At 71.9% G+C, this 17,359-nt stretch carries 12 protein-coding genes; 10 read left to right on the top strand and 2 right to left on the bottom strand.

The genetic code is table 11. The features are described 5' to 3' along the window. Positions 1-73 precede the first annotated feature (73 nt). The 6 genes from OG550_RS23470 to OG550_RS23445 all read left to right on the top strand — a co-directional run bounded on the left by OG550_RS23470 (position 74) and on the right by OG550_RS23445 (position 10,131). Positions 74-1,204 (top strand): sensor histidine kinase, encoded by a 1,131-nt coding sequence (locus OG550_RS23470; protein ID WP_327680598.1) that lies wholly within the window; start codon positions 74-76, stop codon positions 1,202-1,204. A gap of 324 nt (positions 1,205-1,528) precedes the next feature. Continuing rightward, positions 1,529-5,275, top strand: coding sequence for a multifunctional oxoglutarate decarboxylase/oxoglutarate dehydrogenase thiamine pyrophosphate-binding subunit/dihydrolipoyllysine-residue succinyltransferase subunit (locus tag OG550_RS23465; RefSeq protein ID WP_327680596.1), 3,747 nt, complete (start codon positions 1,529-1,531; stop codon positions 5,273-5,275). A gap of 255 nt (positions 5,276-5,530) precedes the next feature. Continuing rightward, a complete protein-coding gene (locus tag OG550_RS23460; protein ID WP_327680594.1) occupies positions 5,531-7,615 on the top strand; it encodes a serine/threonine-protein kinase in 2,085 nt (694 codons plus the stop codon). A 47-nt stretch (positions 7,616-7,662) separates the two neighbouring features. Then, positions 7,663-7,842 (top strand): DUF6104 family protein, encoded by a 180-nt coding sequence (locus tag OG550_RS23455; protein ID WP_031068881.1) that lies wholly within the window; start codon positions 7,663-7,665, stop codon positions 7,840-7,842. A 239-nt stretch (positions 7,843-8,081) separates the two neighbouring features. Then, positions 8,082-8,996: a DUF4097 family beta strand repeat-containing protein gene (locus tag OG550_RS23450; RefSeq protein WP_327680592.1), complete on the top strand. Its 915-nt coding sequence runs from the start codon at positions 8,082-8,084 to the stop codon at positions 8,994-8,996. A gap of 1 nt (position 8,997) precedes the next feature. Continuing rightward, positions 8,998-10,131 carry a PadR family transcriptional regulator gene (locus tag OG550_RS23445; RefSeq protein WP_327680590.1) on the top strand — a complete coding sequence of 378 codons (1,134 nt, stop codon included), beginning with the start codon at positions 8,998-9,000 and terminating at the stop codon, positions 10,129-10,131. Positions 10,132-10,187: 56 nt separating this feature from the next. On the opposite strand, the gene OG550_RS23440 is transcribed toward OG550_RS23445, so the two are convergent. Next, entirely contained in the window at positions 10,188-11,150 is a 963-nt protein-coding gene (locus OG550_RS23440) for a zinc-binding dehydrogenase (RefSeq protein WP_327680588.1), read from the bottom strand. A gap of 109 nt (positions 11,151-11,259) precedes the next feature. Further along, the gene (locus OG550_RS23435) at positions 11,260-12,456 is read right to left on the bottom strand and encodes an NAD(P)-dependent malic enzyme (protein WP_327680587.1); all 1,197 of its coding nucleotides are present in this window, start codon (positions 12,454-12,456) and stop codon (positions 11,260-11,262) included. 616 nt (positions 12,457-13,072) lie between these two features. On the opposite strand from OG550_RS23435, the gene OG550_RS23430 reads away from it, so the two are divergent. The 4 genes from OG550_RS23430 to OG550_RS23415 all read left to right on the top strand — a co-directional run bounded on the left by OG550_RS23430 (position 13,073) and on the right by OG550_RS23415 (position 17,242). Continuing rightward, positions 13,073-13,999: an ABC transporter substrate-binding protein gene (locus OG550_RS23430; protein WP_327680585.1), complete on the top strand. Its 927-nt coding sequence runs from the start codon at positions 13,073-13,075 to the stop codon at positions 13,997-13,999. Positions 14,000-14,506: 507 nt separating this feature from the next. Beyond that, entirely contained in the window at positions 14,507-15,433 is a 927-nt protein-coding gene (locus tag OG550_RS23425) for an ABC transporter substrate-binding protein (RefSeq protein WP_327680583.1), read from the top strand. 37 nt (positions 15,434-15,470) lie between these two features. Continuing rightward, complete coding sequence (locus OG550_RS23420; protein ID WP_327680581.1) at positions 15,471-16,445, top strand: amino acid ABC transporter permease; 975 nt, start codon at positions 15,471-15,473, stop codon at positions 16,443-16,445. Then, a complete protein-coding gene (locus tag OG550_RS23415; protein ID WP_327680579.1) occupies positions 16,442-17,242 on the top strand; it encodes an amino acid ABC transporter ATP-binding protein in 801 nt (266 codons plus the stop codon). The genes OG550_RS23420 and OG550_RS23415 overlap by 4 nt, the downstream gene beginning before the upstream one ends. The last annotated feature ends 117 nt before the right edge of the window (positions 17,243-17,359 follow it).

Here is a 17,359-nt window from a genome sequence, read left to right as displayed (position 1 = left end):
CCTCCGGGGGGCCCGTGTCCCGAACCGCCGTGCGCACCGCCCGAGGGATCACGCGGGGGATCACAGGGGACCAATGACCTTTCCACAGCAACGCAACGGGGACACCGACGGCAGCCGGCCGCCCACGCTGGCCACGCGCGCCGCCCGCCGGGTCTGGGCCGACATCCGGCCGCTCGACCCGGTCCGCTCCATCAAGGGCAAGCTCGCCCTCCTGGTGATCGTCTCGGTCTTCCTGGCCACCGGCATGGTGGTCGTGGCGATCCGGTCCGAGACCCAGATCCGGATCATCATGATCTTCTCGATGATCGCCTCGCTGCTCTTCATGCAGTTCCTCGCGCACGGGCTGACCGCCCCGCTGCGCGACATGACCGCCGCCGCCCGCGCGATGGCCTCCGGCGACTACACCCGCCGGGTCGAGGTCGGCTCGCGCGACGAGATCGGCGAGCTGGCGGCGACCTTCAACCAGATGGCGGCCGATCTCGGGGCCGCCGACCGCCACCGCCGCGAGCTGGTCGCCAACGTCTCGCACGAGCTGCGCACGCCCATCGCCGCGCTGCACGCCGTGCTGGAGAACGTGGTCGACGGCGTGGTCCAGCCGAACCCGGCGACCCTGGGTGCCGCGCTGGAGCAGACCGAGCGGCTCGGCCGCCTGGTCGCCCACCTGCTCGACCTGTCCAAGATCGACGACGGCGTCGTCGACCTGGACGCCCGCCCCTTCGAGGTGCGCGAGTTCCTGGACGGCGTGCTGCGCGGGGTCACCGTGGACGGCGCGACGGCCGGCGGGGCGTTCTCCCGCCGCGGCGACGTCCGGCTCGCCCTGGAGGTCAGCCCGTTCGGACTGACCGGCGTCGCCGACCCGGAACGGCTCCACCAGGTGGTCGCCAACCTGGTCGACAACGCCTGCAAGCACTCCCCGCCGGGCGGCACCGTGACGGTCCGCGCCCGGCCCGGCGACAGGCCGGGCGGCCTGCTGCTGGAGGTCGAGGACGAGGGCCCGGGCATCCCGGCGGCCGACCGGACCAGGGTCTTCGAGCGGTTCAGCCGCAGCGGCACCGCGACGGCCTCCGGGCCGGGCGCCGACGGCGGCACCGGCCTGGGCCTGGCCATCGCCCGCTGGGCGGTGGACCTGCACGGCGGCCGGATCGAGGTCGCCGAGGCCGAGCGCGGCTGCCGGATCGAAGTCCGGCTGCCCGGCCCGCGCTGACCTCCGGCCGGGTCGCCCCGACCGTGTTCGCGTCGAGCGGACTTCGCCCGCATGTCACAGAAGCGACACAGACGTGCGCGGCGGAGTCCGCCGGTCAACCGAATACTTATGTCCGGTTTTGCCCGAGTATATGATGCGGTCAGGCGCGATCGGTTCCCCTCGAATGCGGCCTTCTAACGCACATTTTCAGCCAAACTGCAGGTCAGGACTGTGATCTGGGCGACGCCTGAGCCCCGGGGACTGCGCGATCACTGGTCAGAGGCGTAGCCTTAATCCCCGCTGTCCAAACATCCCAAAAGGAAGCGGAAGAGGGCGGTTGCCGCCGTGTCGCCACAGTCCCATGAAACCTCCAACAGCTCGGCAAGCTCCACTGGCTTCGGCCCCAACGAGTGGCTCGTCGACGAGATCTACCAGCAGTACCTCCAGGACCCGAACTCGGTCGACCGAGCCTGGTGGGACTTTTTCGCCGACTACAAGCCCGGTACCGAGGTGACCCCAGTGACCCAGGCCGCGACCCAGGTCGGCCCCGCGCCGACCCCCGCCGCCGCCCCCGCCGCCGCTGCTGCTCCGGCCGCTCCGGCTGCCCCGGCCCCGGCTCCGGCCGCGCCGGCCGCCGCCCCGGCCCCCGCGCCGCTCGCCGCAGCCCCCGCCGCGCCCCCGGCCCCCAAGGCCGCCGCCCCGGCGCCGGCGCCCGCCGCCGACGCGACCGGCCCCGAGCTGGTCCCGCTGCGCGGCCCCGCCAAGGCCGTCGCGACCAACATGGACGCCTCGCTGGAGGTGCCGACCGCCACCTCGGTCCGCGCCGTCCCGGCCAAGCTGTTGATCGACAACCGCATCGTCATCAACAACCACCTGCAGCGCGCCCGCGGTGGCAAGGTCTCCTTCACCCACCTCATCGGGTACGCCCTGGTGCAGGCCGTCAAGGCCTCCCCCGGGATGAACCACAGCTACAAGGTGGAGAACGGCAAGGCCTTCCTGGTCAAGCCGGAGCACGTGAACCTCGGCCTGGCCATCGACCTGGTCAAGCCGAACGGCGACCGCCAGCTCGTCGTCGCGGCCATCAAGAAGGCCGAGACGCTCGACTTCTTCGGCTTCTGGCAGGCCTACGAGGACATCGTCCGCCGGGCCCGCGCCAACAAGCTGACCATGGACGACTTCACCGGCGTCACGGTCTCGCTGACCAACCCCGGCGGCATCGGCACCGTGCACTCCGTGCCGCGCCTGATGCAGAACCAGGGCACCATCGTCGGCGTCGGCGCCATGGAGTACCCGGCCGAGTTCCAGGGCTCCGCCCCGGAGACCCTGGCCCGCCTCGGCGTCTCCAAGATCATGACGCTGACCTCGACCTACGACCACCGCGTCATCCAGGGCGCGGCGTCCGGCGAGTTCCTGCGCGAGATCCACCGCCTGCTGCTCGGTGAGAACGGCTTCTACGACGAGATCTTCGAGTCGCTGCGGATCCCGTACGAGCCGGTCCGCTGGGCCACCGACGTCGCCACCACCCACGACGACGAGGTCAACAAGACCGCGCGCGTCATCGAGCTGATCCACTCCTACCGGGTCCGCGGCCACCTCATGGCCGACACCGACCCGCTGGAGTACAAGCAGCGCAAGCACCCCGACCTGGACGTCACCACCCACGGCCTCACCCTGTGGGACCTGGAGCGCGAGTTCGCGGTCGGCGGCTTCGGCGGCCAGCGGATGATGAAGCTCCGCGACATCCTCGGCCTGCTGCGCAACACGTACTGCCGCACCGTCGGCATCGAGTACATGCACATCCAGGACCCGAAGCAGCGCAAGTGGCTGCAGGACCGCCTGGAGAAGCCGTACACCAAGCCGGAGCGCGAGGAGCAGCTGCGCATCCTGCGCCGGCTGAACTCGGCCGAGGCCTTCGAGACCTTCCTGCAGACCAAGTACGTCGGGCAGAAGCGCTTCTCGCTGGAGGGCGGCGAGTCCCTCATCCCGCTGCTGGACGCCACCATCGACTCGGCGGCCGAGCACCGCCTGGACGAGGCCGTCATCGGCATGGCCCACCGCGGCCGCCTCAACGTGCTGGCCAACATCGTCGGCAAGCCGTACGGCAAGATCTTCGGCGAGTTCGAGGGCAACCTCGACCCGAAGTCCATGCACGGCTCCGGCGACGTGAAGTACCACCTCGGCTCCGAGGGCACCTTCACCGGCCTGGACGGCGAGACCATCAAGGTCTCGCTCGCCGCGAACCCCTCCCACCTGGAGGCCGTGGACCCGGTCGTCGAGGGCATCGCCCGCGCCAAGCAGGACATCCTGGACCAGGGCGGCACCACCTTCCCGGTGCTGCCGATCCAGATCCACGGCGACGCGGCCTTCGCCGGCCAGGGCGTCGTCGCGGAGACCCTGAACATGTCGCAGCTGCGCGGCTACCGCACCGGCGGCACCGTGCACGTCGTGGTGAACAACCAGGTCGGCTTCACCGCCGCCCCGGCCTCCTCGCGCTCCTCGATGTACTGCACCGACGTGGCCCGGATGATCGAGGCCCCGATCTTCCACGTGAACGGCGACGACCCGGAGGCCGTGGTCCGCGTCGCGCGGCTCGCCTTCGAGTTCCGCCAGGAGTTCCACAAGGACGTCGTGATCGACCTCATCTGCTACCGCCGCCGCGGTCACAACGAGGCCGACAACCCGTCGTTCACCCAGCCGCTGATGTACGACCTGATCGACAAGAAGCGCTCGGTGCGCAAGCTCTACACCGAGGGCCTGATCGGTCGCGGCGACATCACCATGGAAGAGGCGGAGCAGGCGCTCCAGGACTTCCAGGGCCAGCTGGAGAAGGTCTTCGCGGAGGTCCGCGACGCCGCCCAGACCCCCGCCGTCGCCACCAACGGCAAGCCGGTCGCCGACTTCCCGGTCAACATCCAGACCGGCATCTCCCAGGAGATGGTCAAGCGGATCGCCGCCTCGCAGGTCAACCTGCCGGACTGGCTGACCGTCCACCCGCGCCTGCTGCCGCAGCTGCAGCGCCGCGCCGCCTCGGTCGAGGACAACACCATCGACTGGGCGATGGGCGAGACCCTCGCCATCGGCTCGCTGCTCATGGAGGGCCACCCGGTCCGCCTGGCCGGCCAGGACAGCCGCCGCGGCACCTTCGGCCAGCGGCACGCCGTCCTGATCGACCGGGAGACCGGCGAGGACTACACCCCGCTGCAGTACCTCACCGAGGACCAGGCCCGCTACACCGTGTACGACAGCCTGCTGTCCGAGTACGCGGCCATGGGCTTCGAGTACGGCTACTCGCTGACCCGGCCGAACTCGCTGGTCATGTGGGAGGCGCAGTTCGGCGACTTCGTCAACGGCGCGCAGACCATGGTGGACGAGTACATCGCCTCCGCCGAGCAGAAGTGGGGCCAGCACTCGGGCGTCACCCTGCTGCTGCCGCACGGCTACGAGGGCCAGGGACCGGACCACTCGTCCGCCCGCCCGGAGCGCTTCCTGCAGCTGTGCGCGCAGAACAACATGACGGTCGCCATGCCGACCCTGCCGTCGAACTACTTCCACCTGCTCCGCTGGCAGGCGCACAACCCGCACCACAAGCCGCTGGTCGTCTTCACCCCGAAGTCGATGCTGCGTCTGAAGGCCGCGGCGAGCGCCACCGACGAGTTCCTGTCCGGCTCGTTCCGCCCGGTCATCGGCGACACCACCGTCGACCCGGCGAACGTCCGCAAGGTGGTCATCACCGCCGGCAAGTTCTACTACGACGTCGAGGCGGCCCGCACCGAGCGCGGCATCACCGACACGGCGATCGTCCGGGTCGAGCGGCTCTACCCGCTCCCGGTGGCCGAGCTCCAGGAGGAGCTGGCCAAGTACGGCGAGGACGTCCAGTTCGTCTGGGCCCAGGAGGAGCCGGCCAACCAGGGTGCCTGGCCGTTCATCGCGATGAACCTGGTCGACCACCTCCAGGTCGTCGTCGGCCGCAGTGCCAACGGCGCCCGCCTGCGCCGCGTCGCCCGCACGGCCTCCTCGGCCCCCGCGGTCGGCTCGGCCAAGCGCCACGCCGCCGAGCAGCAGGCGCTGCTGGAGGAGATCTACACCCTCTGACCCGGCGGCCGGCCCCCCGGCAGCGACCCGTCCGGCCCCCCGCGCAACCCTGGTCCCCAGGGTCGCGCGGGGGGCCGGCGCCGTATCACGGAGGCGTGTGCGAAGGTCCCAGCTCTGCAACCAAAGCGGTACCGACCTGCGGGGAAGCCTGACGGGTCGATAGGTTAGGCCTCGCCAGACCGCCGTCGGGGCTCCCGTCAACGTGCCCGGGACGCGGTCGGACGACGTCACCGCTCTCCCAGGGGGAACAACCGCATGACCGCCGACACGCCAACGGACGCCTCCTCACCGCTCCCGCCGGTCTTCCAGCCGCTGCACCCGGACGACCCGAGGGAGGTCGGCGGCTACCGGCTGTTCGCCCGGCTCGGGGCCGGCGGCATGGGCCGGGTCTACCTCTCGTACACGCCCGGCGGTCGGCCGGTGGCGCTCAAGGTGGTCCGCCCGGAGTTCGCCGAGGACGGCGAGTTCCGCCGCCGCTTCGCGCAGGAGGTCTCCAACGCCCAGCGGATCCACGGGCTCTACACCGCGCAGGTGATCGACTCCGGCGGCCTGGACGGCGACGCCCCCTGGCTGGTCACCGCGTACGTCCCCGGCCCCTCGCTCCAGCAGGTCGTCCGCGAGAACGGCGCGCTGCCGGTCCGCACCGTGCTGCTGCTGATGGGCGGCATCGCCGAGGCCCTCCAGGCGATCCACAGCGTCGAGGTGGTCCACCGCGACCTCAAGCCGGCCAACGTGCTGGTGGCCGGGGACGGCCCGCGGGTGATCGACTTCGGCATCGCCCGGGCCGCCGACGCCACCGCGCTCACCGGCACCGGCTACCGGATCGGCTCGCCCGCCTTCATGTCCCCCGAGCAGGCCCAGGGCCGCCCGGTCACCCCGGCCACCGACGTGTTCGCACTCGGCGCGCTGGCCGCGTACGTGGCCGCCGGCTCCGCGCCGTTCGGGGACGGCCCGGACACCGCCGTGCTCTACCGGGTGGTGCACGAGCAGGCCGACCTGGACGGCGTCCCGGCCGGCCTGCGCGAGCTGATCCTGCGCTGCCTGGCCAAGTCCCCCGAGGACCGGCCCCGGCCCGCCGAGATCATCGACATCGCCCGCAACCACCCGGTGGTCGGCGGCCAGCTGCGGTTCTCCGACGACTGGCTGCCCCGCCAGGTCAACACCGAGATCACCCGCCGCTCCGACCTCCCGAAGACGCCGCCGACCCCGCTGCCGGCCGCTCCCACCCTCCCCCCGGCCCCGGCCGGACCGCCGACCGCGCCGCCGCAGCCCGCCACCGGACCGACCCTCCCGGGCGGCGCGCCGGCCTTCGGCCCGCCCTCCGGCTACGGGCCCACCCAGCCGGCCACCCCGCCGCCCGGGTTCGCCCCCACCGCGCCCGGCTCCGGCTACGGCCCGACCCAGCCCGGCACCCCGCCGCCCGGCTTCGTCCCGCCCGCGCTCGGCGCGTACGGCACCGCGCAGCCGCCCACCGAGGCGCCCACCGGTCCGGTGCTCTCCGCGCCGCCGACCGTCCAGCTCCGCCAGGAGCCGCCGTCCTACGACACCCCGCCGCCCGGGCCGGTGGTGACCGACACCGCGGCGGCCGCGCCGGAGCCGAAGCGCAAGGGCGGCGTCTCCTGGAAGGTGCTGCTGACCGTCGCCCTGGTGATGGCGCTCGGCGGCACCGCGGGCGGCGTCGTGCTGATGGAGAAGATGAAGAAGGACGACGACAGGTCGAGCAGCGCGCAGAGCGGCGCGGGGGCGTCCCAGCCCGCCCCCGCGCCGACCACCCCGGCCGAGACCGCGCCGAGCACCCCGGCCGCCGCCTCGTCTCCGAAGGCCACGTCGAGCCCGTCCGCGGCCTCCTCGCCGGTCAGCGCCGCGCCCCTGCCGGCCTCCTCCGGCGCCGGGGTCACCGCCCCGGCCCGGCCGACCGGCTACCAGCCGGTGATCGACAAGAAGCCGCTGTCGATCCCGGCCGCCGAGTACTCCAGCGACGCCTACCGGATCGACCTGACCACGGGCAACGTCGTGCCGCGCGGCTCCGACCTGAAGTGGGGGCTCGGCCTGAGCCGGGAGTCCACCTCCAGCGGCAGCCGGGCCGACTCCTTCGCCAGCTCCGGCGACAGCAAGTCGGACTTCGCGGTCATCACCGAGGCGACCGTCTCCCCCGAGCAGTGCGCGGTGGCGATCGACTCCCGGCCGGACACCGACCTGACCTTCAACCGGGTCACCCCGGGCCGGCTGCTCTGCATCCGCGACCGCGTCACCCGCAACATCGCCATCGCCGCGGTCGAGGTCGCGGACGCCACCACCGGTGCGGCCAAGGTGACCCTGTCCACCTGGCGCGCCAGCTGACCCGACTATCCTGACCGGGTCGAATCCCCATCGGACCGGAGCGAACCGTGTACTTCACCGACCGCGGCATCGAGGAGCTGGAGAGCCGGCGCGGCGACGAGGAGGTCACCTTCGGGTGGCTGGCCGAGCGCCTGCGCGAGTTCGTCGACCTCAACCCGGACTTCGAGATCCCGGTCGAGCGGCTGGCCACCTGGCTGGCCCGGCTCGACGACGAGGACGACGAGTGACCCGGTAGGCCGCCGCAGGCCACGGCCCGGAGGGCCCGGAGAGCAACCGCTCTCCGGGCCCTCCGTGCTTCCCGCCGCGGCCCGCCCCGTAGGGGACGCCCGGGGGCGGCCTCCGGGTCCGGTCCGGGTCCGCTCCGGGTCGGGGTCCGGGCGGATTCCCTTGACTTCGCCGTCACGCGATATATCGTTTTCAGGAGAGAACGCGATACATCGCGAGTCACCAACGGGAGGCGACAGACATGAGCCAGTGGACGGTCGAGGGACCCGACAGGATCACCATCGAGGACGAGGTCCGGACCCTCCAGGTGCGGACCGTCGACGGCACGGTCAACGTGGTCGCCGCCGAGGGACCGGCCCGCCTGGAGGTCACCGAGCTCAAGGGCGAGCCGCTGCACGTCACCCTCGTCGACGGCGTGCTCACCGTCACCTACAAGGACCTCAGCAGCTGGAACGAGTTCGGCGACGTCCTCAAGTCGGTCGACTCGGTGAAGGGCTTCTTCTCCTCGTTCAAGCACAAGCGGACCGCCGCGGTCACCCTGACCGTGCCCGCCGGCACCGAGGTCAAGGTCGGCACCGTCTCGGCCGCGACGACGGTCTCCGGCTTCACCGCGCACGTCTCGGCGCAGACCGCCAGCGCCGACGTCACCCTGGTCGGCCTGACCGGCCGCACCGACGCCAACACCGTCACCGGCGACGTCGACGCCCAGTCGGTGGCCGGCCAGCTCAAGCTGAAGACCGTCTCCGGCCAGCTCACCGTGGTCGCCGGCACCGCCGACAAGGTTTCGGTCAACGCCGTCACCGGCGCGGTCACCCTGGACCTCGCCGCCGCCACCCCGACCGAGATCAAGGTCACCACGGTCAGCGGCCCGGTCGGCATCCGGCTCCCGTCGCTCGCCGACACCAAGGTCGAGGCCGGCACCACCAGCGGCGACCTCTCCTCCTCCTTCGAGCAGCTCAAGGTCGCCGGCTCCTGGGGCACCAAGCGGCTCTCCGGCCAGCTCGGCGACGGCAAGGGCAGCCTCTCGGTGACCACCGTCTCCGGCGCGGTGACCGTGCTGCACCGGCCCGACGCCGAGGAGGACGCCCAGGTGGTGGTCCGGGAACTGCCGGCCGCCGACCTCACCAAGGGCCCCGACCTCACCAAGGAGGCCTGAGATGACGCCCGTCTTCGGCCACGGCCGGCTCCGCCTCTACCTGCTCAAGCTGCTGGACGAGGCACCGCGGCACGGCTACGAGGTGATCCGCCTGCTGGAGGAGCGGTTCCAGGGCCTGTACGCGCCCTCGGCCGGCACCGTCTACCCGCGGCTCGCCAAGCTGGAGCAGGAGGGCCTGGTCGCCCACAGCACCGAGGGCGGCCGCAAGGTCTACCGGCTCACCGACGCCGGCCGGGCCGAGCTGGAGGCCCGGCAGGGCGAGCTGGACGACCTGGAGCTGGAGATCCACGACTCGGTGACCCAGCTCGCCGGGGCGATCCGAGAAGACGTCCGGGACAGCGCCAAGGACCTTCGCGAGCAGCTGTGGGGCGCCGCGAAGCAGGCCCGGCGGAGCGGGCCCGGAGCCCCGGAGGCGGACGGGGACGGGAACGGGGGCGGCACCGGGGAGGGCAGCCCGTGGTCCGGGCCGTGGAGCGACAAGGAGGCCTGGCAGCGCGCCAAGGAGGAGTTCGCCGAGTTCAAGCGGCAGGCCAGGGACCAGGCCAAGCGGGCCAAGGAGCAGGAGAAGGCCGCCAAGGCCAAGGCCAAGGCGGCCGAGGAGGAGGCCCGCCGGCTGCGCGAGCAGTCCCGGGCGGCCCGCACGGCGGCGCAGCAGGAGGCGCTGCGGATCAAGCGCCGGGTGGAGCAGCAGGTCCGCGACCACGCCGCGCGCGGTGACTGGCCGACCGGACTGGCCGAGGGGCTCTCCGAGCTGACCAAGGGCCTGGCCGGGCTCGCCGACGCGGCCCGCTGGGGCCACCCCGCCGAGGAGCGGACCGACGAGTCGGCCGGGGAGCGGACCGGACGCGCCGGGCGCGCCGGGCGGACCGCCGACCGGGCGGCCGAGAAGGTCACCGTCACCCGGATCGACCTCGACGACGAGGAGTCGGCCGGCGCGGCCCCGGCCGACCTGCCCGGGTGGGCGGCCACCGACCCGGCCGGGGACCCGGCCCGGGAGCTGGAGCGGCTGCTCGACCGGTTCCGCGACCAGGTCCGCGACGCGGCCCGGGACGGCGGCGTCGGCCCCGACCGGCTGGCCGAGGCCCGTACGGTGCTGGCCGCCGCCGGCGAGCGGCTGAAGCGCCTGCTGGGCTGATCCGCCCGACGGCCACCGGGTCCGGCACCCCCCGGGGGGGTGCCGGACCTCCGCGTTCAGGGGGTCAGGACGATCTTCCCGAAGACGTCGCCCGCGGCGAGCCGGGCGAAGCCGTCCCGGGCCCCGGCCAGCGGCAGCACCGTGTCGATCACCGGGCGGACGCCGGTGGTGGCGCAGAACGAGAGCAGTCCCGCCAGCTCGTCCTTGTCCCCCATGGTGGAGCCGACCACCTTGAGCTCCAGGAAGAAGATCCGGTTCAGCTCCGCGGCGGCCGGGCTGGGGCCGGAGGTGGCGCCGGAGATGACGATCGTGCCGCCGGGCCGGAGCGACTTCACCGAGTGCGACCAGGTCGCGGCGCCGACCGTCTCCATCACCGCGTCCACCCGCTCGGGCAGCCGGGCCCCGCTGGGGAACGCCGCGTCGGCGCCGAGCTCCAGGACCCGGGCGAGCTTGGCCTCGTCCCGGCCGGTGACCCAGACCCGCAGCCCGGCCGCCTTGCCGAGGACCACCAGCGCGGTGGACACGCCGCCGCCGGCGCCCTGCACCAGGACGGTGTCGCCCGGACGCACCCCGGCGTTGGTGAACAGCATCCGGTAGGCGGTCAGCCAGGCGGTGGGCAGGCATGCGGCCTGCTCGAAGGAGAGCCCGGCGGGCTTGGGCAGCAGGTTCCAGGTGGGGACGGCCACCTGCCGGGCGAAGGTGCCCTGGTAGCGCTCGGTCAGGATCGAGCGGGGCTCGTCCGGTCCGACGCCGTGGCCGGACTGGCCGATGACGGAGTGCAGGACCACCTCGTTGCCGTGCTCGTCGATCCCGGCGGCGTCGCAGCCGAGGATCATCGGCAGCCTCCCGGCCGGCAGGCCCACCCCCCGCAGCGACCAGAGGTCGTGGTGGTTCAGGCTGGCGGCCTTGACCGTGACCACGCTCCACCCGGGGCGGGCCTCCGGTTCGGGGCGTTCGCCCAGCTCCAGCCCGGCGAGCGGGTCGTCTGCGTCGATTCGTGCGGCGTAGGCAGCAAACATGGTCCGGACGATAGCGGCGGGCGCCCGGGGCCGGAACCGCGTGACCGTGTGACGCGCGTCCCGGGGCGGGGGAGCGCCCCCCGGAAGGGCGGCGCTCCCCCGGCACGCGTCAGCGGCGGGCGACGCCCTCCGCGCGGGCGGCCTCGGCGACGGCCTTGCTGACGGCCGGGGCGACCCGCTCGTCGAACGGCGAGGGGATCACCTTCTGCGGCGTCAGCTCGTCCGCGACCACACCGGCCAGCGCCTTGGCGGCGGCCAGCTTCATGCCCTCGGTGATCCGGGTCGCCCGGACCTGCAGGGCACCGGCGAAGATGCCGGGGAAGGCCAGCACGTTGTTGATCTGGTTGGGGAAGTCGCTGCGCCCGGTGGCCACCACGGCCGCGTACTTGTGCGCGACCTCGGGGTGGATCTCCGGGTTCGGGTTGGCCATGGCGAAGATGAACGCGCCCTCGGCCATGGTCGCGACGACCTCCTCCGGCACGGTGCCGCCGGAGACGCCGATGAAGACGTCGGCGCCCTTCAGCGCGTCGGCCAGCGAGCCCTTGACGGCGGTCCGGTTGCTCAGCGCGGCGATCTCCGCCTTGACGTCGGTGAGGTCGCCGCGGCCCTCGTACACCACGCCCTTGCGGTCGCAGACCGCCACGTCGCCGATGCCGGCGGCCAGCAGCATCTTGGCGATCGCGATGCCGGCCGCGCCGGCGCCGGAGATGACGGCCCGCAGCGAGCCGATCTCCCGGCCGGTCACCTTGGCCGCGTTCCAGAGCGCCGCGGTGGTGACGATGGCGGTGCCGTGCTGGTCGTCGTGGAACACCGGGATGTCCAGGGCGTCCTGGAGCCGGCGCTCGATCTCGAAGCAGCGCGGGGCGGAGATGTCCTCCAGGTTGACCCCGCCGAAGGACGGCGCCAGCCGGACCACGGTCTCGATGATCTCGTCCACGTCGGTGCAGGCCAGCGCGATCGGCACGGCGTCCACGCCGCCGAACTGCTTGAAGAGGATCGCCTTGCCCTCCATGACCGGCAGGGAGGCCTCGGGGCCGATGTCGCCGAGGCCGAGCACGGCGGTGCCGTCGGTGACCACGGCCACCGTGTTGGCCTTCCAGGTGTAGTCGTTGACCAGCTCGGGCTGCTCGGCGATGGCCGTGCAGACGCGGGCGACACCGGGGGTGTAGGCGAGGGACAGGTCGTCCGCGTCGCGCACCGGGACGGTCGCCCGGACCTCCATCTTGCCGCCGCGGTGGAGCGCGAACACGGCGTCGACCGGATCGTCGGTGTCCTGGGTAGTGCTGTGGATGATCTCCGCTGCCACGATGACCTCTTCGTCATTGATCGAGCGAGGGCGCACCACCGACGGAGCGGACGGCCCGGCCGGGCTCGACGTCCGGTCAGCGGTGACCGGTAACCGGTGTCCGGGGACGCCGGGACGCCCCCGGGGAAGGCCGGGTCGGGGCGCCGCCGTCGGACGAGCGCCCTCGGATGAGGGTTTTATTCGAGTTGTGTGAGCTGCGTTGTGCTTCCGGGCCGAGCGTAGGTCGGACGACGGCATCGCACCCATGCCTTTTCGTCCAAGTCACATGCTTGTCATACGCCTCACGGCCACCTGGGGCACCAGGTGTCGCGAGCACCGGGCCCCGGCGGCGGCAATGGCGAACGAGCACGCGCACCCGCAGGAGTGAACGCAGACACGGAGGGGAGGCCGGTGCCTCGGATACGGAGTCGACGTCATGGACTTCCGTTCCTGCGCACCCCGAGCCGGTTGCGGCTCGGCGGTCTGGTTCGAGCGTCGGGGGTCACCCGGTACCGAATTCTGACACACCCGCCCACGGGCCCGGCAGAGCGGGATGGGAGGATCCCTCATCCCGCCATCTCGCGTACACCTCCGCGACGCTGCGGTGCCACTCCACCCCTCCCACAGGAGCACCTCCATGCATCACCGCCCCCACTCCCGACGACCGGCCGCCGCCGCACTCGCGCTGGCCACCGCCGGAGCCCTGCTGCTGAGCGGCTGCGGCGGCGGCGGCGAGGAGGCCGCGAAGGACCCGCTCCAGGAGATCCGCGGGAAGATCCCGAAGGCCCAGCAGACGGCGAAGACGCTCCGGATCGGGATGGACGTGAACTACCCGCCGGTGCAGTTCCGCGGCGCCGACGGCAAGCCGGACGGTCTCGACCCGGACATCGCCACGGCCCTCGGCCGGATCCTCGACCTGCGGGTCGAGTACGTCGACACCCCGTTCGACAAGCTGATACCGGACCTGCACAAGAAGCAGTTCGACGTGGTGATGTCGGCGCTGAGCGACATCCGCCAGCGCCGGGAGGGCGTGGACGACACGGGCAAGCAGACCGGCCCCGGCGTGGACTTCGTGGACTACTTCATCGCCGGCACCTCGCTGGTGGTGCCGAAGGGGAACCCCAAGGGCATCCACACCCTGGACGACCTGTGCGGCCGGACGGTCGCGGTGCAGCAGGGCACCACCCAGGACGAGATCGTCACCCGTCAGGTGACGGCCTGCACCCGGGCCGGGAAGCCGCTCACCGTGCACAAGTTCGACACCGACTCCAAGGCGCTGGCCGAGGTCGCCTCGGGCGCCGCGCAGGCCGGCCTGAACGACTTCCCGGTGGCCGCCTACGCGGCCAAGACCACCGACGGCGGCAACCGCTTCGAGGTGACCGGCTCGCAGTCCCGGTCCAACCCGTACGGGATCGCGCTGCGCAAGGAGGACACCGAGCTGCGGGACGTCCTGGCCAAGGCGGTCGACCAGCTGATCCGCAGCGGCGAGTACGACAAGATCCTCGCCAAGTGGAACGTCTCCGCGGGCGCGGCCCAGAACGCGGTGGTCAACGGCGGCATCTGAGCGGGACGGGGAGCACGGCCCCGCGTCCGGGCGGGCGCGGGGCCGGCAGGGGTCGGACAGGGGGGGCCACGGGGGGGTCGACAGGGGGTCGGAACGGGCCGGGAAGACGGGGCGGGAGCGGGCAGCCGCAATTCGGGCGAGCACCCGGGCGGGCCTCCGGGCGGACCGCAAAGGGATCTGCATACTTATACGCAGGGTGACAGGGACACGGTATCCGTCCGAATAGCGGACAGCACGCCCCCTCGTTATCCGATTTTGATCTGAATAAGGACCAACCGACCGTCATCAGATGGCAGGATTCCCCCCATCTCGGATCGAGCCGGCCACTGGTCGAGGCGGTTCGGTCAAACGCCCACCTCGGCGGACGGTGGCGGAGACGCAGTACCCGCACCACCCAGCGCAGTCACCCTGCCCCACCCGTACAGCGCCGTACGGCCTGCTGCACCGGTGTGCCGCTCCCCCGCGGCGCGCTCCGCCCGACCTCTCCCTCAGGAGGAGATCTCCCCCATGATCGTCCGTACCAAGCGCACCCGTCTCCTCGCCGGCGCGGCCGTGCTCGCGTCCGCGTCGCTCGTGCTGACCGCCTGCGGCAGCAGCAAGGAAGAGAGCAGCGGCGCGCCGAACGCCTCCGCAACCGTCAACGAGGTCAAGGCCGACGACAAGCTGGCGGCGCTCGTGCCCGCCGACGTCAAGTCGTCCGGCAAGATCGTGGTCGGTACGGACGCCTCGTACGCGCCGAACGAGTTCAAGGACGACAGCGGCAAGATCGTCGGCATGGACGTCGACCTGGCCAACGCCGTCGCCGCCAAGCTCGGCCTCAAGGCGGACGTCCAGGACTCGCAGTTCACCGCGATCATCCCGGGCATCCAGTCGAACAAGTTCCAGCTCGGCATGTCGTCCCTCACGGACAACAAGGAGCGCGAGCAGACCGTCGACCTGGTCACCTACTTCAACGCCGGCAGCGCGATCGCCGTGAAGAAGGGCAACCCGGACAAGATCAGCGCCGACGACCTCTGCGGCAAGAAGATCGCCGTCCAGACCGGCACCACCCAGGCGCAGGAGATCACCGACACCCGCAGCCCCGCCTGCGTCAAGGCCGGCAAGCCGGGCGTCGTCAACGACGGCGACAAGTTCGACCTGCAGACCGACGTCACCAACGCGGTGGTCTCCGGCCGCGACCAGGCGATGATGGCCGACTCCCCGGTCGTCGACTACGCGATCAAGCAGTCCGGCGGCCAGCTGGAGAAGCTCGGCGCCACCTACGACTCGGCCCCCTACGGCATCGCCCTCGCCAAGGGCTCGGCGCTCGCGCCGGCCGTCCAGGGCGCCGTCCAGTCGCTGATCGACGACGGCACCTACAAGCAGATCCTCTCCAAGTGGGGCGTCGAGGCCGGTGCCCTCGACAAGTCCACGCTCAACGGCGCCGTCAGCTGACCCTCCGCCGGATTCCTCTCTCCCCCGAGGCCACACCGTGAACTCTCTGGACAAGGGGCACGCGGAGAAGGGACGGCCTGAGACCATCAAGGCCGTCCCGGTCCGCCACCCCGGACGCTGGGCGGGCGCCGTCGTCATCGCCGTCCTCGGCGCGATGCTGCTGAGCGCCCTCTTCACCAACCCCGCTTTCAAGTGGGACATCGTCGGGAAGTACCTCTTCCACGACAGCATCGTGCACGGCATGCTCGTCACGCTGGAGCTGACCGCGCTCGCCATGATCATGGGTGTGGTCGGCGGCATCATCCTCGCGGTGATGCGGCTCTCCCGGAACCCGCTGCTCTCCGGCACCGCCTGGATCTACATCTGGGTCTTCCGCGGCACCCCGGTGCTGGTGCAGCTGGTGTTCTGGAACTTCCTCGGCCTGATCTGGGCCAAGCTCTCGATCGGCGTGCCGTGGGGACCGGAGTTCTGGTCCGAGTCCACCAACGTGCTGATCCCGACCTTCGTCGCCGCCCTGCTGGGCCTCGGCCTGAACGAGGCCGCCTACATGGCGGAGATCGTCCGCGGCGGCATCCAGTCGGTGGACGAGGGCCAGGCCGAGGCGTCGCACGCGCTCGGCATGAGCCAGTTCACGACCATGCGGCGGGTCATCCTGCCGCAGGCGATGCGGGTGATCATCCCGCCGACCGGCAACGAGACCATCTCGATGCTCAAGACCACCTCGCTGGTCTCCGTGATCTCCCTGGAGGAGATCTTCCGCGCCGGTCAGATCATCTACTCTCGGAACTACCAGAACATCCCGATCCTGATCGTGGTCAGCCTCTGGTACCTCGCCTTCACCTCCGTGCTGACCATCGGCCAGTACTACATCGAGCGGCACTACGCCCGCGGCTCCAACCGGACCCTCCCGCCCACCCCGCTGCAGCGACTGCGGGGCCTGTTCGCCGGGAAGCGCACCCCGAAGACCCAGCACGACGTGGTCCCGGGGATCGAGGGAGGTGGTCACGTATGACCGATCTGACCAAGCCGACCGCCGACGCCCCCCAGGGCGGCCCGATGGTCCGCGCCGAGAACGTCCACAAGTCCTACGGTGCCGTGCACGTCCTCAAGGGCATCGACCTGGAGGTCAAGCAGGGCGAGGTGTTCTGCCTGATCGGCCCCTCCGGCTCCGGCAAGTCGACCTTCCTCCGGTGCATCAACCACCTGGAGAAGATCAACGGCGGCCGGCTCTGGGTGGACGGCGACCTCGTCGGCTACCGCCAGAAGGGCGACCGGCTCTACGAGCTCAAGGACAGCGAGGTCGCGCTGAAGCGGCGCGACATCGGCATGGTCTTCCAGCGCTTCAACCTGTTCCCGCACATGACCGCCATAGAGAACATCATCGAGGCGCCGGTGCAGGTCAAGGGCGAGAGCAGGAGCGCCGCCCGGGAGCGCGGGATGGCCCTGCTGGAGCGGGTCGGCCTGGCCGACAAGGCGAAGAACTACCCGTCCCAGCTCTCCGGCGGCCAGCAGCAGCGGGTGGCGATCGCCCGGGCCCTGGCCATGAAGCCCAAGCTGATGCTCTTCGACGAGCCCACCTCGGCGCTCGACCCCGAGCTGGTCGGCGACGTCCTCGACGTCATGCGCGGCCTCGCCGAGGAGGGGATGACCATGGTGGTCGTCACCCACGAGATGGGCTTCGCCCGCGAGGTCGGCGACGCGCTGGTGTTCATGGACGGCGGCGTGGTCGTCGAGTCCGGCGACCCGCGCCAGGTCCTCACCGACCCGCAGCACGAGCGCACCCGCGCGTTCCTCTCCAAGGTGCTCTGACCCGGGCCGGGGCGCCCCGATCCGGGGCGCCCCGAACGCGCCCGCCCCGGCGCCCGGCAGGCCGGTCCTGCCGGGCGCCGACGTTTTCCCCGAACGGGTAATAGGCTGGAGGCAGTC

This window comes from Kitasatospora sp. NBC_00458 (assembly GCF_036013975.1).
GTDB lineage: Bacteria > Actinomycetota > Actinomycetes > Streptomycetales > Streptomycetaceae > Kitasatospora.
Note: the sequence above shows the minus strand (reverse complement) of the source record. Positions and strands in the feature narration are given on the sequence as shown.

What these genes read in the sequence shown, in the direction of transcription:
- OG550_RS23415 (WP_327680579.1), top strand. Translation starts at nt 16,442, where the DNA reads ATGACCGATCTGACCAAGCCGACCGCCGACGCCCCCCAGGGCGGCCCG.
- OG550_RS23440 (WP_327680588.1), bottom strand. Translation starts at nt 11,150, where the DNA reads ATGTTTGCTGCCTACGCCGCACGAATCGACGCAGACGACCCGCTCGCC.
- OG550_RS23470 (WP_327680598.1), top strand. Translation starts at nt 74, where the DNA reads ATGACCTTTCCACAGCAACGCAACGGGGACACCGACGGCAGCCGGCCG.
- OG550_RS23450 (WP_327680592.1), top strand. Translation starts at nt 8,082, where the DNA reads ATGAGCCAGTGGACGGTCGAGGGACCCGACAGGATCACCATCGAGGAC.
- OG550_RS23460 (WP_327680594.1), top strand. Translation starts at nt 5,531, where the DNA reads ATGACCGCCGACACGCCAACGGACGCCTCCTCACCGCTCCCGCCGGTC.
- OG550_RS23430 (WP_327680585.1), top strand. Translation starts at nt 13,073, where the DNA reads ATGCATCACCGCCCCCACTCCCGACGACCGGCCGCCGCCGCACTCGCG.
- OG550_RS23445 (WP_327680590.1), top strand. Translation starts at nt 8,998, where the DNA reads ATGACGCCCGTCTTCGGCCACGGCCGGCTCCGCCTCTACCTGCTCAAG.
- OG550_RS23425 (WP_327680583.1), top strand. Translation starts at nt 14,507, where the DNA reads ATGATCGTCCGTACCAAGCGCACCCGTCTCCTCGCCGGCGCGGCCGTG.